17 protein-coding genes are annotated in these 24,721 nt (G+C 70.8%); 13 read left to right on the forward strand and 4 right to left on the reverse strand.

What is annotated here, in order from left to right:
* Positions 1-26: 26 nt before the first annotated feature.
* The 4 genes from uvrB to AB0K02_RS08750 all read left to right on the forward strand — a co-directional run bounded on the left by uvrB (position 27) and on the right by AB0K02_RS08750 (position 6,250).
* A complete protein-coding gene (uvrB, locus tag AB0K02_RS08735; RefSeq protein WP_365991624.1) occupies positions 27-2,147 on the forward strand; it encodes an excinuclease ABC subunit UvrB in 2,121 nt (706 codons plus the stop codon).
* Positions 2,148-2,279: 132 nt separating this feature from the next.
* Entirely contained in the window at positions 2,280-2,858 is a 579-nt protein-coding gene (locus tag AB0K02_RS08740; RefSeq protein WP_124277026.1) for a TerD family protein, read from the forward strand.
* A 173-nt stretch (positions 2,859-3,031) separates the two neighbouring features.
* Positions 3,032-5,005 carry a TerD family protein gene (locus tag AB0K02_RS08745; protein ID WP_365991625.1) on the forward strand — a complete coding sequence of 658 codons (1,974 nt, stop codon included), beginning with the start codon at positions 3,032-3,034 and terminating at the stop codon, positions 5,003-5,005.
* Between the two features lie 231 nt (positions 5,006-5,236).
* Entirely contained in the window at positions 5,237-6,250 is a 1,014-nt protein-coding gene (locus AB0K02_RS08750; protein ID WP_365991626.1) for a TerC family protein, read from the forward strand.
* Positions 6,251-6,382: 132 nt separating this feature from the next.
* Here the strand turns inward: AB0K02_RS08750 and AB0K02_RS08755 are convergent, their stop codons facing one another.
* Both AB0K02_RS08755 and AB0K02_RS08760 read right to left on the reverse strand, forming a co-directional pair.
* Entirely contained in the window at positions 6,383-7,039 is a 657-nt protein-coding gene (locus AB0K02_RS08755; protein WP_365991627.1) for an MBL fold metallo-hydrolase, read from the reverse strand.
* Between the two features lie 10 nt (positions 7,040-7,049).
* Positions 7,050-7,733: a maleylpyruvate isomerase family mycothiol-dependent enzyme gene (locus tag AB0K02_RS08760; RefSeq protein ID WP_365991628.1), complete on the reverse strand. Its 684-nt coding sequence runs from the start codon at positions 7,731-7,733 to the stop codon at positions 7,050-7,052.
* A gap of 196 nt (positions 7,734-7,929) precedes the next feature.
* Here AB0K02_RS08760 and uvrA point away from each other — a divergent pair, with 196 nt between their 5' ends.
* Positions 7,930-10,872 carry an excinuclease ABC subunit UvrA gene (gene uvrA, locus AB0K02_RS08765; protein WP_365991629.1) on the forward strand — a complete coding sequence of 981 codons (2,943 nt, stop codon included), beginning with the start codon at positions 7,930-7,932 and terminating at the stop codon, positions 10,870-10,872.
* A gap of 213 nt (positions 10,873-11,085) precedes the next feature.
* Here the strand turns inward: uvrA and AB0K02_RS08770 are convergent, their stop codons facing one another.
* Positions 11,086-12,030, reverse strand: coding sequence for a carbohydrate kinase (locus tag AB0K02_RS08770; protein WP_365991630.1), 945 nt, complete (start codon positions 12,028-12,030; stop codon positions 11,086-11,088).
* A gap of 136 nt (positions 12,031-12,166) precedes the next feature.
* Between AB0K02_RS08770 and AB0K02_RS08775 the strand changes: the two genes are divergently transcribed.
* Positions 12,167-12,595 carry a Rieske (2Fe-2S) protein gene (locus AB0K02_RS08775; protein ID WP_365991631.1) on the forward strand — a complete coding sequence of 143 codons (429 nt, stop codon included), beginning with the start codon at positions 12,167-12,169 and terminating at the stop codon, positions 12,593-12,595.
* A 108-nt stretch (positions 12,596-12,703) separates the two neighbouring features.
* On the opposite strand, the gene AB0K02_RS08780 is transcribed toward AB0K02_RS08775, so the two are convergent.
* Positions 12,704-13,636 carry a hypothetical protein gene (locus AB0K02_RS08780; RefSeq protein WP_365991632.1) on the reverse strand — a complete coding sequence of 311 codons (933 nt, stop codon included), beginning with the start codon at positions 13,634-13,636 and terminating at the stop codon, positions 12,704-12,706.
* Positions 13,637-13,970: 334 nt separating this feature from the next.
* Between AB0K02_RS08780 and uvrC the strand changes: the two genes are divergently transcribed.
* The 7 genes from uvrC (at position 13,971) to AB0K02_RS08815 (ending at position 24,708) form a co-directional block, all read left to right on the forward strand.
* The gene (gene uvrC / locus AB0K02_RS08785) at positions 13,971-15,953 is read left to right on the forward strand and encodes an excinuclease ABC subunit UvrC (protein WP_365991633.1); all 1,983 of its coding nucleotides are present in this window, start codon (positions 13,971-13,973) and stop codon (positions 15,951-15,953) included.
* Positions 15,950-16,891, forward strand: a complete 942-nt coding sequence (rapZ, locus tag AB0K02_RS08790; protein WP_177148837.1) for an RNase adapter RapZ — start codon at positions 15,950-15,952, stop codon at positions 16,889-16,891. The genes uvrC and rapZ overlap by 4 nt, the downstream gene beginning before the upstream one ends.
* The gene (gene yvcK, locus AB0K02_RS08795) at positions 16,888-17,952 is read left to right on the forward strand and encodes a uridine diphosphate-N-acetylglucosamine-binding protein YvcK (RefSeq protein ID WP_365991634.1); all 1,065 of its coding nucleotides are present in this window, start codon (positions 16,888-16,890) and stop codon (positions 17,950-17,952) included. Before rapZ ends, yvcK begins: the two co-directional genes overlap by 4 nt.
* The gene (whiA, locus tag AB0K02_RS08800) at positions 17,943-18,932 is read left to right on the forward strand and encodes a DNA-binding protein WhiA (protein ID WP_365991635.1); all 990 of its coding nucleotides are present in this window, start codon (positions 17,943-17,945) and stop codon (positions 18,930-18,932) included. The genes yvcK and whiA overlap by 10 nt, the downstream gene beginning before the upstream one ends.
* 170 nt (positions 18,933-19,102) lie before the next feature.
* A complete protein-coding gene (locus AB0K02_RS08805; protein WP_365991636.1) occupies positions 19,103-22,051 on the forward strand; it encodes a M14 family zinc carboxypeptidase in 2,949 nt (982 codons plus the stop codon).
* A gap of 316 nt (positions 22,052-22,367) precedes the next feature.
* A complete protein-coding gene (gene gap, locus AB0K02_RS08810) occupies positions 22,368-23,372 on the forward strand; it encodes a type I glyceraldehyde-3-phosphate dehydrogenase (RefSeq protein ID WP_365991637.1) in 1,005 nt (334 codons plus the stop codon).
* Between the two features lie 124 nt (positions 23,373-23,496).
* Positions 23,497-24,708 (forward strand): phosphoglycerate kinase, encoded by a 1,212-nt coding sequence (locus AB0K02_RS08815; RefSeq protein WP_365991638.1) that lies wholly within the window; start codon positions 23,497-23,499, stop codon positions 24,706-24,708.
* Positions 24,709-24,721 lie beyond the last annotated feature (13 nt).

Consider the following 24,721-nt stretch of genomic DNA (forward strand, 5'->3'; position numbering starts at 1 on the left):
CAGTGGCGGGTCGTACGGTGGATTCCATGCGGCCCGTTTCCAAGATCGAACGTACGGTGGCGCCTTTCGAGGTCGTCAGCCCCTACCAGCCCAGCGGCGACCAGCCGACGGCCATCGCCGACCTGGAGCGGCGTATCCGCGCGGGCGAGAAGGACGTCGTCCTGCTCGGCGCGACCGGCACCGGCAAGTCGGCGACCACCGCGTGGATGATCGAGAGGCTTCAGCGCCCCACCCTGGTGATGGCGCCCAACAAGACCCTGGCCGCCCAGCTGGCGAACGAGTTCCGCGAGCTCCTCCCGAACAACGCGGTGGAGTACTTCGTCTCGTACTACGACTACTACCAGCCCGAGGCGTACGTCCCCCAGTCGGACACCTACATCGAGAAGGACTCCTCGATCAACGAGGAGGTCGAGCGCCTGCGCCACTCCGCGACGAACTCGCTGCTGACCCGCCGCGACGTCGTCGTGGTCGCCTCCGTCTCCTGCATCTACGGCCTCGGCACCCCGCAGGAGTACGTGGACCGCATGGTCCAGCTCAAGGTCGGCGACGAGATCGACCGCGACCAGCTGCTGCGCCGCTTCGTCGACATCCAGTACACGCGCAACGACATGGCGTTCCAGCGCGGCACCTTCCGCGTTCGCGGCGACACCATCGAGATCTTCCCGGTCTACGAGGAGCTCGCCGTCCGCATCGAGATGTTCGGCGACGAGATCGAGGCACTGTCCACCCTCCACCCGCTCACCGGCGAGATCCTCAGCGAGGACCAGTCGCTGTACGTCTTCCCCGCCAGTCACTACGTGGCCGGCCCCGAGCGCATGGAGAAGGCGGTCAACGGCATCGAGGCCGAGCTGGAGCAGCGCCTCGCGGAGCTCGACAAGCAGGGCAAGCTGCTGGAGTCCCAGCGGCTTCGCATGCGCACGACGTACGACATCGAGATGATGCGCCAGATCGGCTCCTGCTCGGGCATCGAGAACTACTCGATGCACTTCGACGACCGCGAGCCCGGCTCCCCGCCCAACACCCTCCTCGACTACTTCCCCGAGGACTTCCTGCTCGTCATCGACGAGTCCCATGTGACGGTCCCGCAGATCGGCGCGATGTACGAGGGCGACGCCTCCCGCAAGCGCACGCTCGTCGAGCACGGCTTCCGGCTGCCGTCCGCACTCGACAACCGCCCGTTGAAGTGGGAGGAGTTCCAGGAGCGGATCGGCCAGACCGTCTACCTGTCCGCCACCCCCGGCACCTACGAGCTCTCGCGCGGTGACGGTTTCGTCGAGCAGATCATCCGCCCCACGGGTCTCGTCGACCCCGAGGTCGTCGTCAAGCCCACCGAGGGCCAGATCGACGACCTGGTCCACGAGATCCGGCTGCGCACGGAGAAGGACGAGAGGGTCCTCGTCACCACGCTCACCAAGAAGATGGCCGAGGACCTCACCGACTACTTCCTCGAACTGGGCATCCAGGTCCGCTACCTCCACAGCGACGTCGACACCCTGCGCCGCGTCGAGCTGCTGCGTGAACTGCGCGCCGGCGAGTACGACGTCCTGGTCGGCATCAACCTCCTGCGCGAGGGCCTCGACCTCCCCGAGGTCTCGCTGGTGGCCATTCTGGACGCGGACAAGGAGGGCTTCCTGCGCTCGGGCACCTCCCTGATCCAGACCATCGGCCGCGCGGCGCGCAACGTCTCCGGGCAGGTCCATATGTACGCGGACAAGATCACGCCCGCGATGGAGAAGGCCATCGAGGAGACCAACCGCCGCCGCGAGAAGCAGATCGCGTACAACACGGAGAACGGCATCGACCCGCAGCCGCTCCGCAAGAAGATCAACGACATCGTCGCGACGATCGCGCGCGAGGAGGTCGACACCGAGCAACTGCTCGGCACGGGCTACCGGCAGGCGAAGGCCGACAAGGCAGGCAAGGCAGTCAAGGCCCCCGTGCCCGCGCTCGGCACGTCGGGCGCCAGGAAGGGCGAGGTGGTCACCGACCGCCCCGCGACCGAACTGGCCGGAATCATCGAGGAGATGACCGAGCGTATGCGCGCGGCCGCTGCGGAGCTGCAGTTCGAGGTGGCCGCGCGACTGCGCGACGAGGTGAGCGAGTTGAAGAAGGAGCTCCGCCAGATGAAGGAGGCGGGCCTCGCCTGAGACGGCGGCGGACCCTGTGTTGCAAGACCGACACAAAATCGGGCGGACGGTCCTGTTCCGCCGTTCCGACTGCGTAGGGTGCAGGTCAACCGCACATTTGGGCGGTGGCAATTCTCAAGAAGGGGACAGCGCGTGACGGTCAACATGACCAAGGGCCAGGCCATCAGCCTGCAGAAGAGCGACGGGGGCACCCTCACGGCTGTGCGGATGGGGCTCGGCTGGCAGGCGGCCCCGCGCCGCGGTCTGTTCGGCTCGCGCACCCGCGAGATCGACCTCGACGCGTCGGCCGTGCTGTTCGCCGACAAGCAGCCGGTGGACGTGGTCTTCTTCCGCCACCTCGTCAGCGACGACGGCTCCGTCAAGCACACCGGTGACAACCTGGTGGGCGGCGCCGGTTCCGGGGGCGACGACGAGGCGATCCTCGTCGACCTGCAGCGGGTCCCGGTCCACATCGACCAGATCGTCTTCACGGTGAACTCCTTCACCGGCCAGACGTTCCAGGAGGTGCAGAACGCCTTCTGCCGCATCGTCGACGAGACCAACGGCCAGGAGCTCGCCCGCTACACGCTCGACGGCGGCGGCCAGTACACGGCGCAGATCATGGCCAAGGTGCACCGCGCCGGCGGCGGCTGGCAGATGACCGCCCTGGGCAACCCGGCCAACGGCCGTACGTTCCAGGACCTGATGCCGGCGATCCTGCCGCACCTGTAGGCGTTCACCGCAGGCCAGGACCGTATCGACGGACGCAGCTCCCGGAGGCATCGCCGCCGGGAGCTGCACCGCTTGCACCGCACGAGGCGACCGCCGCCCGCCCGCGCACGGCGGCGCCGCACGACATCCGACGCACACACACGCGTACCGCAGAGCACCGAGGGGACAGAGCGATGACGGCCGAGCTGGTCCGGGGGCAGAACCACCCCCTGCCGCACACCCGCGTGGAGGTACGGGTGTCGGCCGGTCATCCGGTCGTGGCCTGCTCCAGCTATGTGGACGACCACGGCGCAGGGCGCGAGGAGTGGCTCGCCCATCCGGGCGTCCCCGCGGTGCCCGGCGTCGAGGTGCCCGGACAGGCCGACCGTACGCCCCGCTTCACGCTCCAACTGGACGCCGTGCCCGAGGCGGCGCAGCAGATCAACCTGCTCCTCGCGCTCGCGGACGGGGGCGGTCCCGACCGCTTCGGCGCCACCGCGGCGCCCTTCGTCGCCGTCGTCGGCGACGGCGGCGAGGAGATCGCCAGTTTCACCGTCACCGGCCTCGACACCGAGACCGCGCTCGTCGCCGTCGAGGTCTACCGGCGTCAGGGTGCCTGGAAGATCCGCGCGGTGGGCCAGGGCTACGAGGGCGGCCTCGCGGATCTCCTGGCCGACCAGGGCCTCACCCGTGCCCGGGAGATCGCCGCCGGCATACAGGCGACCGTCGCCCCCCTGGCCCCCCGCTCCGAACCGGCGCGGCTGGGCACGAGTGCCGACGCGGGGCCGGCCGGGCCCGCCGCACCCGACCAGTCCTCCGCCCCCGACGCGACGCCATCCGGCGGCCGTTCGCTCTCCGACGGGCTGTCCGTGCCCGCGGCCCAGGCCGCAGCGGCCTCCGCGGTCCCGCAGCACACCCCGGGGCCGGACGCGCCGCAGGTCCCGAGCGGCCCCATCAACTACACGCACCCGCGGCGTCAGTCGGCGGCCCCGCCGCCGCCTCCGGCCGTACCGCCGGCGGAGCCCGGCCGCCCCTCCGCGCCCGTCGCGGGCGACGCCACCGGCTGGTCGATGGAGGAGCGCCTCTACAACCAGATCTGGGGCATGTTCGAGGACCTGGCCCGGACCGTCGCCGCCTACCGCAGTGCGGTCGAATTCGCCGAGAACCGCATGGAGAGGGAGCTCGACCAGGTCCTGTCCGACCCGCGCAGCCGCATCGGCAGCGGCGGGGACGCGGCGCGGGCCGCGGCCCGCGCCAAGTACGAGCAGCTGACCGACCAGGCCCGGCAGGTCCTCGACCGCGATCTGGCCCAGCTCACCGCCGAGGCGGAGGTCGTCGAGCCCGCGCTGCCCCCGGCCTTCGCACGCTGGGACAACCCGGTCTGGCACGCCTACCGCGTTCCGATGGAGATCCCCATGGCGCTGCGCATCGGGGACATCCATCTGCCCGAGAGTCCCGAACTGCGCCTCCCGCTGCTCGTACGGCTGCCGCTGGAGCGCGGGTTGTGGGTGGACAGCGGAAGGTCGAGCTCGGACGCGGCCATGGCGCTGGACGAAGGGGTGCTGCGACGGCAGGCCGCCGACACGGCGGTCGCGCTCGCGGCCCGGCTCGTCGCGGTGTACCCGCCCGGCGAGTTCTCGGTGCATGTCATCGACCCCGCGGGGGCGGCGGCCGGGTCCCTCGCCCCGCTGGTGGCCTCGGGCGTGCTCGCCGGGCCGCCGGCGTCAGGAGCCGAGGGTGTGCGTTCCGTCCTCGCCGGGCTGACGCAGCGGGTCGACCTGGTGACGATGGCGCTGCGCGGTGACGCGGCCGACTCCCTGCCGCCGGATCTCGACCGGGCCGAGCAGCTTCTGATCGTCAACGACTTCCCGCACGGTTTCGACGACCGGGCGGTCACCCAACTCCGGTACCTCGCCGACGAGGGACCGGCCGTCGGGGTCCACCTGCTGATGGTCGCCGACCGCGAGGACGCCTCCGCCTACGGCCCGGTGCTCGATCCCCTGTGGCGCTCGCTCCTGCGGATCACGCCCGTGCCCGACGACCACCTCGCCGACCCCTGGGTGCGGCACGCGTGGACGTACGAGCCGCTGACCGTGCCGCCGGGCAGTGCCGTACTGCGCCAGGTGCTGGACCAGGTGACCGACGCCCGCCGCTCCTGGGGCCGCTGACCTGGGTATTTGGGACCGACTTTACCCTTCGCTTTACCTTTCCTTGGTCTTTCCTGTACTGTTCCTTGGGCGGAGGGGAGTACTCCCGACTCGCGGCGTGCCCGTCAGTACGGACCGACAGAGAAGGTCCCGGGGCGCCGGCCCGTGGTGCGGCACGACACCGCCCTGGGGTGGAGGAGACCTCCGGCAGCGACGACGCTGATCAGTTAGCCGTACGAAGCCGGAGGCACAGTGGACGTTTCCATGACCCTTTGGGTGCTGACCATTCTCGGTCTCAGCGCCCTGATCGCGGTCGACTTCTTCATCGGGCGGAAGCCCCATGACGTGTCGATCAAGGAAGCCGGTATCTGGACCGTCGTCTGGATCGTGCTGGCGGCGCTCTTCGGCGTCGGCCTGCTCGTGTTCGGCGAGAGCCAGGCGTCCGGCGAGTTCTTCGCGGGCTTCATCACCGAGAAGTCGCTGAGCGTCGACAACCTCTTCGTCTTCGTCCTGATCATGGCGAAGTTCTCGGTGCCCTCCCACCTCCAGCAGCGGGTGCTGCTGATCGGTGTGCTGATAGCCCTGGTGCTGCGGGCGATCTTCATCGCCGCCGGCGCCGCCATCATCGCCAGCTTCTCGTGGGTGTTCTACCTCTTCGGCGCCTTCCTCATCTACACCGCCTGGAAGCTCATCCAGGAGGCGCGCTCGGACGAGGAAGAGGAGGAGTTCGAGGAGAACAGGCTCCTCAAGTCCATCGAGAAGAAGTTCGGCGTCGCCGACAAGTACCACGGCACGAAGCTGTTCATCCGGAACAACGGCAAGCGCGTCCTGACCCCGCTGATGGTGGTCATGCTCGCCATCGGCACCACCGATGTGCTCTTCGCGCTGGACTCCATCCCCGCGATCTTCGGTCTGACCCAGGACCCGTACATCGTGTTCACGGCCAACGCGTTCGCGCTGATGGGTCTGCGCCAGCTGTACTTCCTCATCGGCGGACTGCTGAAGAAGCTGGTCCACCTCAGCTACGGCCTGTCGGTGATCCTCGGCTTCATCGGCGTCAAGCTGGTGCTGCACGCGCTGCACGAGAGCGGGGTGCACGTGCCCGAGATCTCGATCCCGTTCTCCCTGGCCGTCATCTGCGGCGTGCTGGTCGTCACGACGATCACCAGCCTGATCGCCTCCAGGAAGCAGGCCGAGCGGGAAGCGGCCGAGGCCGGGCCGGCCGCCGGCGAGGACCGTGCCGAGAAGGACAGCGTCGACGCCTGACCCACCGGGTCCGGTGATCCGAGACGACAGCCCGGCCGGGGCGTGGGCGAAAGCCCTCGCCCCGGCCGACGGCGTGTCCGGCCCCCGGAACCGCCGCATCCGAGTCGGCGGTCCGATCCTGAAGGCCGGGGACTACCAGCCGCGTTCGCGCCACTCCGGGAGCTTCGGGCGCTCGTCGCCCAGCGTCGTGTCCTTGCCGTGGCCCGGGTAGACCCATGTCTCGTCGGGGAGCCGGCCGAAGAGCTTCTCCTCGACACCGTTCAGCAGATCGGCGAACGCCTTCGGATCGTCATGGGTGTTGCCCACACCCCCCGGGAAGAGGCAGTCACCGGTGAACACGTGGGGATGGCCGTGCGGATCGTCGTAGACGAGCACGATCGATCCAGGGGTGTGGCCCACAAGGTGACGGGCGGTCAGCTCGACGCGGCCCACCCGGATCGTGTCCCCGTCGTCCACCAGTACATCGGTGGGCACCGGGATCCCCTCGGCGTCGTGGCGGCCCGCGTACGTCCGGGCGCCCGTCGCCGCGACCACCTCGGCGAGCGCCTGCCAGTGGTCACCGTGGCGGTGCGTGGTGACGACCGACGCGATCGAGTCGTCGCCGATGAGCCGGATCAGGGTGTCGGGCTCGGCGGCGGCGTCGATCAGCAGCTGCTCGCCGGTGGCCCGGCAGCGCAGCAGATAGGCGTTGTTGTCCATCGGGCCGACCGCGACCTTGGAGATCATCAGGTCCGTCAGTTCGTGCACGTCCGCGGGCCCGCCGACCTTCACCACTCCGCTGTACGTCATAGGTCTCAGCCTATAGCGGGGGCAGTACGGGCAGCGGTCCTCCCGCGACCTCCAGCGCGGCGCCCTCCCGCCGCCCCGTGAGCCAGCCCAGCACCTCCGCAGGCGGCCCGGACACCGTCACCTCGGGTCCTTCGTCGCCGCCCGTGCGCCACTCGCCCGCGGGGGTGAGGACCCGGGTCGGCGGGACGTTCGAGGCACCGCGGAAGCGCTGGGCGAGGAAGTCGGTCTCCCGCTGGGTGAACTCCTTCGACAGGTCCTCCAGCTCGTAGCCGATGCCCAGGTCGACGTGGTGCAGCTCCACCTCGATCAGACGCCGGAACGGCACCCGCGCCGCCCGGTCGGTGATGCCGTTGCGCAGCTCGACCGTGCGGTCCCAGTCGGCGGGCACGGAGCCGGCGTCCTGGAAGCGTGCGGCACTCTCCCGCAGGTCATCGAGCTGCCCTGCGAGGGGTCGGGGAGCGTCGCGCTCGATGTCGGCGGCACGCGCATCGGCGCTGACGTACATCGGGCGTCCCCGGAGAACATTCACGAGTGCGTCGGCGTTACGGGAGAGGTGGGCCAGCACGTGGCCGCGGGTCCAGCCCGGCAGCCGTGACGACCGTGTCACGGCGGCGTTGTCCAGTGCGGCGACGGCGGTGAGGAGCCGGTCGGTCGCTTCACGTACGAGGCGCAGGTCGCTCAGAGGATCGATCACGAGGCAGACCCTAGCCCTCGGCACTCGTTCGGGTGAAGGAATCCACAGGCGTCCGTAAATCGAATGCGCGTGCTATACGCTCGGTGGAGGCATCCTTGAAAGTCAGGCATTCATCCATCTGGCGGCCCCCCTAGGCTTGGAACAGTCTGGGACGGGGGCCGTGCCCCCGCTTCTCTCAAGAAAGGTGCGGACCGGCGTGGCCGACCGTCTCATCGTCCGTGGCGCGCGCGAGCACAATCTGAAGAACGTCTCGCTCGACCTCCCGCGTGACTCCCTCATCGTCTTCACCGGGCTCTCGGGGTCGGGCAAGTCGTCCCTCGCGTTCGACACGATCTTCGCCGAGGGCCAGCGCCGCTACGTCGAGTCCCTCTCCTCGTACGCCCGGCAGTTCCTCGGTCAGATGGACAAGCCGGACGTCGACTTCATCGAGGGCCTGTCGCCGGCCGTCTCGATCGACCAGAAGTCGACCTCGCGCAACCCGCGCTCCACGGTCGGCACGATCACCGAGGTCTACGACTACCTCCGTCTGCTGTTCGCCCGCATCGGCAAGCCGCACTGCCCCGAGTGCGGCCGCCCCATCTCGCGCCAGTCGCCACAGGCGATCGTCGACAAGGTCCTGGAGCTGCCCGAGGGCAGCCGCTTCCAGGTGCTCTCGCCGCTGGTGCGCGAGCGCAAGGGTGAGTTCGTCGACCTCTTCTCCGACCTGCAGACCAAGGGCTACAGCCGCGCCAGGGTCGACGGCACGACGATCCAGCTCGCCGAGCCGCCCACGCTGAAGAAGCAGGAGAAGCACACCATCGAGGTGGTCGTGGACCGCCTCACCGTCAAGGACAGCGCCAAGCGCCGGCTGACCGACTCCGTCGAGACCGCGCTCGGCCTCTCCGGCGGCATGGTCGTGCTCGACTTCGTCGACCTCCCCGAGGACGACCCCGACCGGGAACGGATGTACTCGGAGCACCTGTACTGCCCCTACGACGACCTGTCCTTCGAGGAGCTCGAGCCCCGCTCCTTCTCGTTCAACTCGCCGTTCGGCGCCTGCCCCGACTGCACCGGCATCGGCACGCGCATGGAGGTCGACCCCGAGCTGATCGTCCCCGACGAGGAGAGGTCCCTCGACGACGGCGCGATCCACCCCTGGTCGCACGGCCACACCAAGGAGTACTTCGGGCGCCTGATCGGCGGGCTCGCCCAGGCGCTCGGGTTCTCCACCGACATGCCCTGGGCCGGGCTGCCGCAGCGCGCCAAGAAGGCCCTGCTGTTCGGCCACAAGACCCAGGTCGAGGTCCGCTACCGCAACCGGTACGGCCGGGAGCGCGCGTACACGACCCCCGCCTTCGAGGGCGCCGTCCAGTTCGTGAAGAGGCGGCACTCCGAGGCCGAGAGCGACTCCAGCAGGGAGCGCTTCGAGGGCTACATGCGCGAGGTCCCGTGCCCCACCTGCGAGGGCACCCGCCTCAAGCCGATCGTCCTCGCGGTCACCGTGATGGAGAAGTCCATCGCCGAGGTCTCCGCGATGTCGATCAGCGAGTGCGCCGACTTCCTCGGCCGCCTCAAGCTGGGCGCCCGCGACAAGAAGATCGCCGAGCGCGTCCTCAAGGAGGTCAACGAGCGGCTCCGCTTCCTCGTCGACGTCGGCCTCGACTACCTCTCCCTCAACCGTGCGGCGGGCACCCTCTCCGGCGGCGAGGCGCAGCGCATCCGGCTCGCCACCCAGATCGGCTCCGGGCTGGTCGGCGTGCTGTACGTGCTGGACGAGCCGTCCATCGGCCTGCACCAGCGGGACAACCACCGGCTCATCGAGACGCTGGTGCGCCTGCGCGACATGGGCAACACCCTGATCGTCGTCGAGCACGACGAGGACACGATCAAGGTCGCGGACTGGGTCGTCGACATCGGCCCCGGCGCGGGTGAGCACGGCGGCAAGGTCGTCCACTCCGGCCCGTTGAAGGAGCTCCTGGTCAACAAGGAGTCCATGACCGGGCAGTACCTCTCCGGCAAGCGGTCCATCCCGACGCCCGAGCTGCGCCGCCCGGTGGACCCGACGCGCCGGCTCACGGTGCACGGCGCCCGGGAGAACAACCTGCGGGACATCGACGTGTCCTTCCCGCTCGGCGTCCTCACCGCGGTCACCGGTGTCTCCGGCTCCGGAAAGTCGACCCTGGTCAACGACATCCTCTACACCCACCTGGCCCGCGAGCTGAACGGCGCCAAGTCGGTGCCGGGACGGCACACCCGGGTCGACGGCGACGACCTCGTCGACAAGGTGGTGCACGTGGACCAGTCGCCGATCGGCCGCACCCCGAGGTCCAACCCGGCGACGTACACCGGCGTCTTCGACCATGTCCGCAAGCTCTTCGCCGAGACGATGGAGGCGAAGGTCCGGGGCTACCTGCCCGGCCGCTTCTCCTTCAACGTCAAGGGCGGCCGCTGCGAGAACTGCTCCGGTGACGGCACCATCAAGATCGAGATGAACTTCCTGCCGGACGTCTACGTCCCGTGCGAGGTCTGCCACGGGGCGCGGTACAACCGCGAGACGCTGGAGGTCCACTACAAGGGCAAGTCCATCGCCGAGGTGCTGGACATGCCGATCGAGGAGGCGCTGCACTTCTTCGAGGCCGTCCCGACGATCTCCCGCCACCTGCGCACGCTCAACGAGGTCGGCCTCGGGTACGTCCGGCTCGGCCAGTCCGCTCCGACGCTCTCCGGCGGTGAGGCGCAGCGCGTGAAGCTGGCCTCCGAGCTCCAGAAGCGTTCCACCGGGCGCACGGTCTACGTGCTGGACGAGCCGACGACCGGTCTGCACTTCGAGGACATCAGCAAGCTGATCAACGTGCTGTCCAACCTCGTCGACAAGGGCAACTCGGTGATCGTCATCGAGCACAACCTGGACGTCATCAAGACGGCCGACTGGGTCGTCGACATGGGCCCCGAGGGCGGCAGCGGCGGCGGACTCGTCATCGCCGAGGGCACCCCGGAGCAGGTCGCGGGCGTCCCGGCGAGCCACACCGGCAAGTTCCTGCGGGACATCCTGGACGCGGAGCGCATCAGCGACGCGGTGTCGGTGCCGGCGGCACGCAAGCCCGTGCGGAAGGCGACGGCCAAGAAGGCGACGACGGCGGCGCGAGCGCGTCGCGCCTGACGGGACGGCCCCGCCGTCGGGTGCGGTCTTCCGGGGTTCTGGCCCCGGAGGACCACGCCTCAGATGCCGGCGGTGCGCCGGGCGAGGCTGGGCGCGTCCCAGGCACCCGGCGGGCTCGGACGCCTGGTCGACGTCGGCGCCTGGTCGAGGTCGGCGGCCTCACCGACGGCCTCGACCCCGGTGCGCCCGGTCTGTCCGATCTCGGCCGGCGCCTCAGGCGCCGGCGGGGCTCGAGTGGTCCGGCTCGGGATCTGCGGCTGCTCCTCGGGCCAGCTCCCAGGCGTACGGGGGCTCCGCACCCGTCCGGGAGCACGTCACCGCCGCCGCGCGCGCCGCGAACGTCAGCACCTCGGTCCAGGCAGCCGCGTCCAGCGCGGACAGCGCGGCGGGGGACAGCGCGTCCCGGGCCGCGAGCCCGTGAAGCAGCGCCGCGTTCACCGTGTCGCCCGCCCCGATGGTGTCCGCGACGGTCACCGGAGCGGCCGGGACCGAGACCTCGGTACCGGCCCGGGTCCGCACCGTCAGCCCCGAGCCGCCCCGGGTCAGCACCACCGCTTCCGGCCCTTCGGGCACGCCGCCCAGCCACTCGGCGTCGTCCTCGGAGAGCTTCAGCAGCGACACGAACGGCAGCCACCCCGTGAACCGGGCCCGGTAGGCGTCCGCGTCAGGGATCAGACCGGCCCGGATGTTCGGGTCGAGCAGTGTGAAGACGCCGCGCCCCGCTTCCCGCCGCAGCAGCGCCTCGTACGCGGTCGCGCCCGGCTCCAGCACCAGCGAGCACGTGCCCAGCGCCAGCGCCCGCACGGCCTCGGGCAGAGGGCCGGGCAGCTCGAAGAGGCGGTCCGCGCTGCCCTGCGCGTAGAAGCCGTACCCGGCCGAACCGTCCGAGCCGATCGCGGCCACCGCCAGCGTCGTCGGCTCCGGGCCCCGCTGGACCAGGGAGACGTCGACGCCTGCCGCGCGCAGCCCGCCCAGCAGTGCCTCGCCGAAGGCGTCCGTCGACACCCGGGAGCAGAACGCCACCGGGGAGCCCAGCCGGCCGAGCGCCACCGCTGTGTTGTAGGGCCCGCCGCCGAGGCGGGGCAGCAGCGCGGGCAGGGGAGTGGCGGCCCCCTGCGGGACCAGGTCGATCAGGGACTCACCGGCGACGACGATCACGGGCCAGAACGTAGCCGATGCCCGCGCGGCCGACCAGGGATCCCGCCCCGGGGGCCGCCGATCTCCGCCGGTATCGTCGTTTCTGTCACCGACACGCGCCCTCGGACGCACCGACGCCTTGACCAGTGGAGTTCCCATGCCCGGCCAGCCGACCGCCCGCCGTACCGTCCTGAAGGGCGCGGCCCTCGCCGGGGCCGCCGGGCTGGGCGTCACCGCCTGCTCCACCGAGTCCAAGGTCGGCCACGCGGAGATCCCGACCCCCACCGCGCCCGTCGACCTCGGCGACGCCGATGCCGTCCCCGTCGGCGGGGCCAAGCTCTACCGGGAGCAGCGACTGGTCGTGCACTGCCCGGCGAAGGGGCAGTACAAGGCGTTCAGCGCCCAGTGCACGCACGCGGGCTGCGTACTCGACAAGCTGGAGGGCACGGAGGGCAACTGTCCCTGCCACGGCAGCCGCTTCGACGTGACGACCGGCAAGGCACTCGTGGGCCCGGCCACCGTGCCGCTGCCGGAGGTCCCGGTCAAGGCGGAGGGCGGCAGGCTCGTCGCCGGCCCCGACGCCTGACGCCGGCCCCGACTGCCGAACCCGAACCGTACGCATCGCCCGCCCGGCCCGACGCGCGGTCGGCCGGAGGAGCGGCCCTGGCTCCCGCCCCGGACGGGCCCGGCGCCGTCAGTCCCAGTCCCAGTCGATCCCGAGGATTCCGGGCCGTATCCCCTGCTCCACCAGGTGCACCGTGCGGTGCCGCCCGCTGAGCGCGAGACGTGTCCGCGCTCCCCGCGGCGCACCCGTCGTCGCGTGGGCGAACCGGTGGCAGTGCGCCGGCTGCGCGCCTTCGTCGAACCGCACCTGGAGCAGGTACTGCCCGCCCGCGAGGCCGAAGCCGCGCACGTACTCGCCGCTCGGGCCGCCGGTGCCGTCCTCGAAGCCGTAACCGAAGACGTACGTCTCTCCGGCGCGCAGCCGGGTGTCGAAGAGGAGCTCGGCGACCACCACGCGGTTGTCGGTGTCCCACCGCACCCGGCCCGTGCGGCAGTTCTCCAGCGCGCTCACCCGCACGCGTGCCGGGTCGCAGCCGGGATCGCCGTGGTGGACGGCGAGATAGCGGTCGACGCCGTCGCGCTGCGCGCGGACGACGTGGTGGGAGTCGCGTCCCGCGAGGCGGCGGTCGGCGTCGATGCGCACCCGGTCCTGGTGCCCGACCGTGTGCAGTCCGCCGTCCCCAGGCGGCGTCAGACCGGCGAACAGCCGTTCCGCCGTGCCGGCTGCCTCCGCGAGCGAGCGGTAGGAGCGCGTCCGGGGACGGTCCGCCCCCGCGGGGGCGCTGTCCGTCCCCGGCCCGAGCAGCCGGACGAGCGACTGCGCGGGCAGCTCCAGCACCTCCTCCAGCGCGCGCACGGCCCGCAGCGACTCGGGGCGCTGGGGGCGGCGCGCGCCCTGCTGCCAGTAACTGAGGCTGGTCACCCCGACCTTGATCCCCCGATGGGCGAGGTGGTGCTGGACGCGCTGGAGCGGCAGACCGCGCGTCGCGAGAGCGGCGCGCAGGGCCAGGTGGAACGGGCCGGTGGTCAGCACCTGTGCCAGGTCTGCCTCGGTGTGGCCCATGGACTCCTCCGGGGGCTCATGGCGTTCGGGGGTGAACGATCACGGAGCGGTGGCTGCCGCTGGGGGTGGGCGGCGGGCCTTCCGGGCGGGGAGGGACGGAGGTCTTCACATCCGGGCCGTACCGATCACAGCGCCGCGTCACTCCGCATTGAAGCGTGTCGATCTTCCCGCGACAAGGATGGATACAGGGCTCGTGGCCGGAACCGAGGCCCCGGCTGCCGTCGCGGCCGGCCTCCGCGCCCGCGCTGATCCCGTCCGCGCGCCCGGGAAGGGCTGGTCATGTCCCTGCCGGGAGATGACCACGCTGTCACCGCCCGCCAGTAGGGTGGTCGGCATGGCAGACCCCTCCAGCTACCGCCCCAAGCCGGGACAGATCCCCGACTCGCCGGGGGTCTACAGGTTCCGCGACGAGCACCGCCGCGTGATCTACGTCGGCAAGGCGAAAAGCCTGCGCCAGCGCCTTGCCAGCTACTTCCAGGACCTGGCCAATCTGCATCCGCGCACCCGCACCATGGTCACCACCGCCGCCTCCGTCGAGTGGACGGTGGTCTCCACCGAGGTCGAGGCGCTCCAGCTGGAATACTCCTGGATCAAGGAGTTCGACCCCCGGTTCAACGTCAAGTACCGCGACGACAAGAGCTACCCGTATCTCGCGGTCACGCTGAACGAGGACTTCCCGCGGGTCCAGGTCATGCGCGGCGCCAAGCGGAAAGGCGTGCGCTACTTCGGTCCGTACGGGCATGCGTGGGCGATCCGCGAGACCGTCGACCTGATGCTCCGCGTCTTTCCCGTGCGCACCTGCTCCGCGGGCGTGTTCAGGAACCACGTGCAGAAGGGCCGCCCCTGCCTGCTCGGCTACATCGGCAAGTGCTCCGCGCCGTGCGTCGGCCGGGTCACCCCCGAGGAGCACCGCGAACTGGCCGAGGAGTTCTGCGACTTCATGGCCGGGCGGACCGGCACGTACATCCGCCGCCTGGAGAAGCAGATGACGGCGGCCGCCGAGGAGATGGAGTACGAGAAGGCGGCCCGGCTGCGCGACGACATAGAGGCGCTCAGGCGCGCCCTGGAGAAGAACGCCGTCGTGCTCGCCGACGCGACCGACGCCGACCTGATCGCCCTCGCCGAGGACGAGCTGGAAGCCGCCGTGCAGATCTTCCACGTCCGCGGCGGCCGGGTGCGCGGTCAGCGCGGCTGGGTCACCGACAAGGTGGAGAACGTCGACACCGCGGGCCTGGTCGAGCACGCCCTCCAGCAGCTGTACGGCGAGGAGAGCGGCGACGCCGTGCCCAAGGAGGTCCTCGTCCCCGCGCTGCCCGAGGACGACAGCGCCGTCACGCAGTGGCTGAGCGGCCGCCGCGGGTCGCAGGTGTCGCTGCGCGTCCCGCAGCGCGGCGACAAGAAGGCCCTCATGGAGACCGTGCAGCGCAACGCCCTGCAGGCCCTCGGCCTCCACAAGACCAAGCGCGCCAGCGATCTGACCACGCGCTCGCGGGCCCTGGAGGAGATCGCGGAGGCCCTCGGTCTCGACTCGGCCCCCCTGCGCATCGAGTGCTTCGACGTCTCCCACCTCCAGGGCGAGGACGTGGTGGCGTCGATGGTGGTCTTCGAGGACGGCCTCGCGCGCAAGAGCGAGTACCGCCGCTTCCAGATCAAGGGTTTCGAGGGCCAGGACGACGTCCGGTCCATGCACGAGGTGATCACCCGGCGGTTCCGGCGGTATCTCGCCGAGAAGGACAGGACGGGGGAGTGGATCGGCGGCGACGACCCCGAGCGGGCTCCCGAGGACGACGGCCGCCCCAGGAAGTTCGCCTACCCGCCCCAGCTCGTCGTCGTCGACGGCGGCAAGCCGCAGGTGGCGGCCGCTCAGCGCGCCCTGGACGAGCTGGGCATCGACGACGTCGCCGTCTGCGGCCTCGCCAAGCGCCTCGAAGAGGTGTGGCTGCCGCACGACGACGACCCGGTCGTGCTGCCCCGGTCCAGCGAGGGCCTCTACCTCCTCCAGCGCGTCCGTGACACGGCTCACGATTTCGCCATCCGCTATCAGCGCTCCAAGCGGACGAAGCGGATCAGGACCAGCCCGCTGGACGCCGTGCCCGGCCTCGGGGACACCCGGAAACAGGCTCTGATCAAGCATTTCGGCTCGGTGAAGCGCCTGCGGCAGGCGACAATCGAGCAGATCTGCGAGGTCCCCGGCATGGGCCGCAAGACGGCCGAGTCGGTCGTCGTGGCCCTTGCGCAGGCGGCTCCGGCCGCACCCGCCGTGAACACGGCGACAGGAGAGATCATGGAAGAGAACGACGGGGGCACAACGACATGACCGAGCACGACGGAGACGGAGCAGCAGACGTGAGTACGGGCAATACGGCCGAGCCCGCCGACGCCGCGGCGGACGTGGCCATCCCGGAGCTGGTGATCATCTCCGGCATGTCCGGAGCCGGTCGCAGCACTGCGGCGAAGTGTCTGGAGGACCTGGGCTGGTTCGTCGTGGACAACCTGCCGCCCGCGCTGATCCCCACGATGGTGGAGCTCGGCGCCCGCTCGCAGGGCAACGTCGCCCGCATCGCCGTCGTCGTGGACGTGCGCGGCCGGCGCTTCTTCGACAATCTCCGTGAGTCCCTCGCCGACCTCGACGCCAAGCAGGTCACCCGCCGGACGGTCTTCCTGGAGTCCTCCGACGACGCCCTCGTGCGCCGCTTCGAGTCGGTGCGACGTCCGCACCCGCTCCAGGGCGACGGCCGGATCGTCGACGGCATCGCGGCCGAGCGCGACCTGCTGCGCGAGCTGCGCGGTGACGCCGACCTGGTGATCGACACCTCCAGCCTCAACGTGCACGAACTGCGCGCCAAGATGGACGCCCAGTTCGCGGGCGAGGAGGAGCCTGAGCTGCGGGCGACGGTGATGTCGTTCGGGTTCAAGTACGGGCTGCCCGTCGACGCCGACCTCGTCGTCGACATGCGCTTCCTGCCCAACCCGCACTGGGTCCCCGAGCTGCGCCCCTTCACCGGCCTGAACGAAGAGGTGTCGAACTACGTCTTCAACCAGCCCGGGGCCAAGGAGTTCCTGGACCGCTACACCGAGCTGCTCCAGCTGATCGCCTCCGGCTACCGCCGCGAGGGCAAGCGGTACGTGACCATCGCGGTGGGCTGCACGGGGGGCAAGCACCGCTCGGTCGCCACCTCCGAGAAGCTCGCGGCCCGGCTGTCCTCCGCCGGGGTCGAGACGGTCGTCGTGCACCGGGACATGGGGCGCGAGTGACCGGACGGAACCTCCGTCTGCGGCGGCTGCGCAGGTCCACGCGCACCCCGTCGACACGGAAGCGCGGCGCGCAGCCCAAGGTCGTCGCCCTCGGCGGCGGCATGGGCCTGTCCGCGTCGCTCGCGGCCCTGCGCCGCATCACCGGGGACCTGACGGCGGTCGTCACCGTCGCCGACGACGGCGGCTCCAGCGGCCGGCTCCGCGAGGAGCTCGGCGTGCTGCCGCCGGGCGACCTCCGCAAGGCGCTCGCGGCCCTGTGCGGCGACGACGACTGGGGCCAGACCTGGGCCCGCGTCATCCAGCACCGCTTCCAGTCCAAGGGCGACCTGCACGAGCACGCGGTGGGCAATCTGCTGATCGTGGCGCTGTGGGAGCAGTTCGGCGACCATGTGCAGGCCCTCGACCTGGTGGGCAAGCTGCTGGGCGCCCACGGCCGGGTACTGCCCATGTCGGCCGTCCCGCTGGAGCTCCAGGCGCTCGTGCGCGGGCACGACCCCGCGCGCCCCGACGAGTTGTCCACGGTCCGCGGCCAGGCGACCGTCGCGCTCACACCGGGCGAGGTGCAGTCGGTGCATCTCGTGCCGAACGACCCGCCCGCGGTCCCGGAGGCCGTCGAGGCCGTCCTGGACGCCGACTGGGTGGTTCTCGGGCCCGGCTCCTGGTTCTCCTCGGTCATACCGCACCTGCTCGTGCCCGAGCTGCTCGACGCCCTGGTCGAGACCAAGGCGCGGCGGGTCCTCTCCCTCAATCTCGCGCCGCAGCCGGGCGAAACAGAAGGCTTCTCCCCGCAGCGTCATTTGGAGGTTTTGGGACGACACGCGCCTAAACTCGCCCTGGACGTGGTGCTGGCCGACGAGGCCGCCGTGCCCGACCGCGAGTCCCTCGCCGACGCCGCCAGGCGGCTCGGCGCCGCGGTCGAGCTGGCGCCCGTGGCCTCGGTCGGGGGCCCCTCCCAGGGCGAAGCCTCTGGGGGAGGCGCTTCGAAGCACGACCCGGAGCTGTTGGCCGCCGCGTACGACCGTATTTTTCGGATGCATGGAAGGATCGGCCCATGGCGATGACGGCAGCGGTGAAGGACGAGATCTCCCGGCTTCCCGTCACCCGGACCTGCTGCAGAAAGGCGGAGGTCTCGTCGATCCTGCGGTTCGCGGGCGGTCTGCACCTGGTCAGTGGCCGCATCGTGATCGAGGCGGAGCTCGACACCGGAATCGCGGCGCGCCGCCTCAAGCGCGACATCCTGGAGATCTTCGGGCACAGCTCGGAGCTGATGGTGATGGCCCCCGGCGGGCTGCGCCGCGGCTCCCGTTTCGTCGTACGGGTGGTGGCGGGCGGCGACCAGCTCGCACGCCAGACCGGCCTGGTCGACGGCCGCGGCCGCCCGATCCGCGGCCTGCCGCCCCAGGTCGTCTCCGGTGCCACATGCGACGCCGAGGCCGCCTGGCGTGGCGCTTTCCTCGCGCACGGCTCCCTGACGGAGCCCGGCCGGTCCTCCTCGCTGGAGGTCACCTGCCCCGGCCCGGAGGCCGCCCTGGCACTGGTCGGCGCCGCCCGCCGGCTCTCGATCGCCGCCAAGGCCCGCGAGGTGCGGGGCGTGGACCGGGTGGTCGTCCGGGACGGTGACGCGATCGGCGCGCTGTTGACTCGCCTCGGGGCGCACGAATCGGTGCTGGCCTGGGAGGAGCGGCGGATGCGCCGTGAGGTGCGGGCCACCGCCAACCGCCTGGCGAACTTCGACGACGCCAACCTGCGCCGGTCGGCACGCGCCGCCGTCGCGGCCGGGGCCCGGGTGCAGCGCGCGCTGGAGATCCTCGGCGAGGAGGTGCCCGAGCACCTCGCCGCCGCCGGCCGGCTGCGCATGGAGCACAAGCAGGCGTCCCTGGAGGAGTTGGGCGCCCTCGCCGACCCGCCGCTGACGAAGGACGCGGTCGCCGGCCGCATCCGGCGGCTGCTGGCGATGGCCGACAAGCGGGCTCAGGACCTCGGCATTCCGGGTACGGAGTCCAATCTGACCGAGGAGATGGCCGACGGGCTCGTCGGCTGAGCCCTCCCCGGCATGCAGCTCAAGAGCTTTGCTGCCGACGCCCGTTCGGGCGTCGGCAGCGGCGTTTCCGGAACCGTCCTGGGCACCCCGTTGCCCTATTGACATGATCATGGAGAGTCATGAGCCTGGCGCGTGTTCACTCATCGGGCAGACAACAGCAAGGGGGGCGTATGAGACGCAGGGCGAGATCGATCCTCGCAGCGGCTTCACTGCTCGTCGCGGGACTGTCGGCGGCGCCGATCGCGCAGGCCGAACCGGGGGGAGGCGACGGTGACGAACTCCGCGTGTGGCACGCGGAGGTCACCCGGGCGCAGGTGCCGCTGATCCTCGCGGCGGGCGCCGACGGACACGAACTGACCGAGCAGGTGCCCACGAAGGGATCCGCCACCGTCGAGCTGTACCTCACCGGGCGGCAGGCGGACGAACTGCGCGCGCAGGGCGTCGGCATCACCGAGCACACCGTCCCCGCCGGGGCCGAGCGGCGCGCCGCCAAGGCGGGCGACGGCGTGTACCGGCCCTACAGCGGCGAGGGCGGCCTCAAGAGCGAGATCCTGGCGACCGCCGCCGCCCATCCCGGTCTCACCAAGGCCGTCAGCATCGGCAAGACGGTCAAGGGCCAGGACATCCTCGCGCTCAAGATCTCCAAAGGTGCCGCGAAGCACCGGGACGGCAGCAAGCCGGCCACGCTCTACATGTCGAACCAGCACGCCCGGGAATGGATCACGCCGGAGATGACCCGGCGGCTGATGCACCACTACCTCGAGAACTACGGCAAGGACCCGCGGATCACGAAGATCGTGGACTCCACCGAGCTGTGGTTCGTGCTCTCCGCCAACCCGGACGGCTACGACTACACCTTCACCGGCACCGCCGAGCGCCAGTGGCGCAAGAACATGCGCGACAACAACGGCGACGGGAAGATCGCGCCCGGCGACGGCGTCGACCTCAACCGGAACTTCGCCTACAAGTGGGGCTACGACAACGAGGGTTCGTCCCCCGACCCGTTCGACGAGACCTACCGCGGCACCGGTCCGGCGTCCGAGCCCGAGACCCGGGCCATCGACGCCTTCCAAAAGCGCATCGGCTTCGAGTACGGCATCAACTACCACTCCGCCGCGGAGCTCATCCTCTACGGAGTCGGCTGGCAGGTCGCCACACCCACACCCGACGACGTGCTCTACAAGTCGCTCGCCGGCACCCCGGAGAACCCGGCCGTTCCCGGCTACCGCCCCCAGGTCTCCTCGGAGCTGTACACCACCAACGGCGAGGCCGACGGCCACGCGGCCAACGTCAACGGGATGATGATGTACACCCCGGAGATGTCGACCTGCGCCACCGCGTCCCGCATCGACCCGAACGATCCCTGGAACGCGGCCGACTGCGCCTCCGTCTTCACCTTCCCCGACGACGAGAAGCTGATCCAGCAGGAGTTCGCCAAGAACATCCCGTTCGCACTCTCCGTCGCCGAGACCGCCGCCCACCCCGACCGGCCGTCCTCCTCGCTCGGGCTCGAGGCGGCGGACTTCACCCCCGACACCTTCACCACCTCCTACGCCCGCGGCGGGGACCAGGAGGTGTCCGTCGTCGCCCGCAAGTCGCTGCGGGACAAGAAGCTCAACTACCGCGTCAACGGCGGCCGTGCGCACGGCCAGGCGCTGCTGCCCTGGAAGGGCGGCGAGACCTTCGGCGGCGAGGACAACATCCGCTTCGACGAGTACCGCGCCCGCGTGCGGGACGGCGACGTCGGCGACACCGTCGAAGTCTGGTTCACCGGCCGTACGAGGGAGGGCAAGCACACCTCCAGCGAGCACTTCACCTACCGGATCGCCGATCGGCCGCGCGCCTCGACCCTCGTGGTCGCCGAGGAGGGCGGCAGCGCACCCGCGCAGCACACCGCCGTCTACACCGGTGCGCTCGCCGACAACAAGCGGGGCAGCGCGGTCTGGGACGTCGCCACGCAGGGCACCCCGCACCCGCTCGCGGTGCTCGGCCACTTCGACACGGTCGTCTGGTACACCGGGGCGAAGGCGCCCTCCTGGGCCACCACGCAGGCCGTGCGGGCCTACCTCAACGAGGGCGGCAAGCTCGTCACCACCGGCGAGCGGGCCGGCGGCGCCGCCGACCTCGGCGGCGCGCTGAGCGACGACTTCTCCCAGTACTACCTCGGCGCCTCGGGCCGTGCCTCGCTCGCCGGGGCAGGCAGTTTCCTCGGCGCGGGCCGCCTCGGGGGTGCCTCGGGAGCGCTCGCCGCGGCGCCCGGCAACCCGCTGGACGCGGCCGGTGCGTACACGGTCACCTCGGACACCCTGCCGCCCGACCGGTTCCCGCAGTTCAGCAGCGCGGCCGCGGGCGACTACCCGGGTGTGAAGATGCCCTTCTCGCCGTACGAGGGCGACTGGTACGCGGCGGCGAGCCACCGCAACGCCTCCTGGATGCGGCTCACGCGCACGCTCGACCTGAGCGGCACCAGCGCGGCCGAGGCGCCCGCGCTGAACCTGCGCCTGAGCTACAACACCGAGCCCGGCTACGACAACGCCGTCTTCGAGGTCCACACCGTCGGACAGGACGACTGGACGACGCTGCCCGACGCGAACGGCGCCACCTCCACCGCCGTCCCCACCCAGTGCGACGGCGGCTTCTACGTCGCCATGCACCCCTTCCTGCGCCACTACCTCACCGTGGGTTCCGGTGGATGCACGGCGCGTGGCACCACCGGCGGCTGGAACTCCTTCACCGGTGCGTCCGACGGCTGGCGGGCCGCCTCGTTCGATCTGAGCGCCTACGCGGGCAAGCGGATCGAGGTCGCCGTCTCGTACATCACCGACCCCGGCGACGGCGGCAGGGGCGTCTTCGTCGACGACACCCGGCTGGTGACGGCGGGCGGCGAGCGGGACGCCGAGGGCTTCGAGACGTCGCTCGGACCCTGGACCGTCGCGGGACCCCCGCAGGGCAGCCCCGCCCTGCGTGGGAACTGGACACGCAGCCAGGACCTGCACCCGTCCGCCGCCGCGGTCACCACGCGTGACAGCGTGCTGATCGGCTTCGGCCTGGAGCACGTGCCCTCCGCGGCCGACCGGGCACGCATCGTGAGCCGGGCACTGGCCGCGCTGCGGCGCTGACCGGGGGCAGGAACGAGCCGGCGCCGGGAGGATCGTCCGCCCGGCGCCGGGCACTGAGGGAGGGGAGCGGCCCGGCCGTGGTGGCCGGACATTTCGCCTCGAACGCGACGACAAAACGGCGACAAATGTGCGGCTGTCCGCCCATGTGATGGCGGTCCGTACCCGTACCGGCGGGTACGAGCCGCCATGCCGCAAACCGACCGCTCTCGATGTCACCAGCGGCACTCCAGAGGGGTAGGGTCGTAGGCGGTCGGGGACATCCCAAACAAAGCTCGCCGGCGTCGAAACCCGGCGTACCAACGAGGAGATCGGTTTCGTGACGATCCGCGTAGGCATCAACGGCTTCGGCCGCATCGGTCGTAACTACTTCCGCGCGCTGCTGGAGCAGGGTGCAGACATCGAGATCGTGGCTGTCAACGACCTGGGTGACACTGCGACCACGGCCCACCTGCTGAAGTACGACACCATCCTGGGCCGCCTCAAGGCCGACGTGTCCCACACCGCCGACACGATCACCGTCGACGGCCACACCATCAAGGTGCTCTCCGAGCGCAACCCCGCCGACATCCCGTGGGGTGAGCTGGGCGTCGACATCGTCATCGAGTCGACCGGCATCTTCACCAAGAAGGCCGACGCCGAGAAGCACATCGCCGGTGGCGCCAAGAAGGTCCTGATCTCGGCGCCCGCCAGCGGCGAGGACATCACCATCGTGATGGGCGTCAACCAGGACAAGTACGACGCGGCCAACCACCACGTCATCTCCAACGCCTCCTGCACCACCAACTGTGTGGCGCCGATGGCCAAGGTTCTGGACGAGAACTTCGGCATCGTCAAGGGCATGATGACGACGGTCCACGCGTACACGAACGACCAGCGCATCCTGGACTTCCCGCACAAGGACCTGCGCCGCGCCCGTGCCGCCGCGGAGAACATCATCCCGACCTCGACGGGTGCCGCCAAGGCCACCGCCCTGGTCCTCCCGCAGCTCAAGGGCAAGCTGGACGGCATCGCCATGCGCGTGCCGGTCCCCACGGGCTCCGTCACCGACCTCGTCCTCGAGCTGGACCGCGAGGTCACCAAGGACGAGATCAACACCGCCTTCCAGAAGGCCGCCGAGGGCCAGCTGCAGGGCGTCCTGGAGTACACCGAGGACCCGATCGTCTCCTCGGACATCGTGAACTGGCCGGCCTCCTGCACCTTCGACTCCTCCCTGACCATGGTCCAGGGCAAGCAGGTCAAGGTCGTCGGCTGGTACGACAACGAGTGGGGCTACTCCAACCGCCTCGTCGACCTGACGGTCTTCGTCGGCAACCAGCTCTGATCAGTACTCTCTGATCCGAACTGCAACGAGAGCACCAAGATGTGAGTGGCAGGGCTCGGGCAGCGCGACGCGGCGCCGTTCGAGCCCTGCCGCGCGTGCAGAGCCCTTCGAGGAGTCGCAGAACATGAAGACCATCGACCAGCTGCTGGCCGAGGGGGTCACGGGCAAGCGGGTATTCGTCCGCGCCGACCTCAATGTCCCGCTCGACGGCACCACCATCACCGACGACGGCCGCATCCGCGCCGTCCAGCCGACGATCGCCAAACTCGCCGAGGCCGGCGCGCGTGTCGTCGTGGCCTCCCACCTCGGCCGCCCCAAGGGCGCCCCGGACCCCGCCTTCTCGCTCGCGCCCGCCGCGGCGCGGCTCGGGGAACTGCTCGGGACGGACGTCGCCTTCGCGACCGACACGGTCGGCGAATCCGCCCAGGCGGTCGTGGCCGGCCTGGCCGACGGCCAGGTCGCGGTCCTCGAGAACCTCCGCTTCAACGCCGGCGAGACCGCCAAGGACGACGCCGAGCGCGGCGCCTTCGCCGACCGGCTCGCGGCCCTCGCGGACGTCTACGTCGGTGACGGCTTCGGCGCCGTGCACCGCAAGCACGCCTCCGTCTACGACCTCCCGGCCCGGCTGCCGCACGCCGCCGGCTACCTCATCGCCACCGAGGTCGGCGTCCTGAAGAAGCTCACCGACGAGGTGAAGCGGCCGTACGTGGTCGTCCTCGGCGGCGCCAAGGTCTCCGACAAGCTCGCCGTCATCGACGAGCTCCTCGGCAAGGCCGACCGCCTGCTCATCGGCGGCGGCATGGCCTACACCTTCCTCAAGGCCAAGGGCTACGAGGTCGGCATCTCCCTCCTCCAGGAGGACCAGATCCCGACCGTCACCGAGTACATGGAGCGGGCCGAGAAGAACGGCGTCGAGCTCGTGCTCCCGGTCGACGTCCTCGCCGCCTCGGAGTTCCCCGACCTGAAGACCAAGGCCCCGGCCGACTTCACCACGGTCGACGCGGACAAGATCCCCTCCGACCAGGAGGGCCTCGACATCGGCCCGAAGACCCGCGAGCTCTACGCCGCCAAGATCGCCGACGCCGAGACCGTCTTCTGGAACGGTCCGGTGGGCGTCTTCGAGCACCCCGACTACGCGGGCGGCACCCGCGCGGTCGCCCAGGCCCTCGTCGACAGCTCCGCCTTCACCGTCGTCGGCGGCGGCGACTCGGCCGCCGCCGTGCGCACGCTCGGCTTCGACGAGAACGCATTCGGCCACATTTCGACGGGCGGCGGCGCAAGCCTCGAATACCTCGAGGGCAAGACGCTTCCGGGCCTCGCCGCACTGGAGGACTGAAACCTCCGTGAGC

It is taken from the genome of Streptomyces sp. NPDC049597 (assembly GCF_040675505.1).
Classification (GTDB): domain Bacteria; phylum Actinomycetota; class Actinomycetes; order Streptomycetales; family Streptomycetaceae; genus Streptomyces.

Excerpts from the sequence above, each read along its gene's own strand:
- AB0K02_RS08780 (WP_365991632.1), bottom strand. The coding sequence starts at position 13,636 with ATGGGCCACACCGAGGCAGACCTGGCACAGGTGCTGACCACCGGCCCG.
- AB0K02_RS08755 (WP_365991627.1), bottom strand. The coding sequence starts at position 7,039 with ATGACGTACAGCGGAGTGGTGAAGGTCGGCGGGCCCGCGGACGTGCAC.
- uvrB (WP_365991624.1), top strand. The coding sequence starts at position 27 with ATGCGGCCCGTTTCCAAGATCGAACGTACGGTGGCGCCTTTCGAGGTC.
- AB0K02_RS08775 (WP_365991631.1), top strand. The coding sequence starts at position 12,167 with ATGCCCGGCCAGCCGACCGCCCGCCGTACCGTCCTGAAGGGCGCGGCC.
- rapZ (WP_177148837.1), top strand. The coding sequence starts at position 15,950 with ATGACCGAGCACGACGGAGACGGAGCAGCAGACGTGAGTACGGGCAAT.
- AB0K02_RS08805 (WP_365991636.1), top strand. The coding sequence starts at position 19,103 with ATGAGACGCAGGGCGAGATCGATCCTCGCAGCGGCTTCACTGCTCGTC.
- AB0K02_RS08815 (WP_365991638.1), top strand. The coding sequence starts at position 23,497 with ATGAAGACCATCGACCAGCTGCTGGCCGAGGGGGTCACGGGCAAGCGG.
- AB0K02_RS08745 (WP_365991625.1), top strand. The coding sequence starts at position 3,032 with ATGACGGCCGAGCTGGTCCGGGGGCAGAACCACCCCCTGCCGCACACC.
- uvrC (WP_365991633.1), top strand. The coding sequence starts at position 13,971 with ATGGCAGACCCCTCCAGCTACCGCCCCAAGCCGGGACAGATCCCCGAC.
- whiA (WP_365991635.1), top strand. The coding sequence starts at position 17,943 with ATGGCGATGACGGCAGCGGTGAAGGACGAGATCTCCCGGCTTCCCGTC.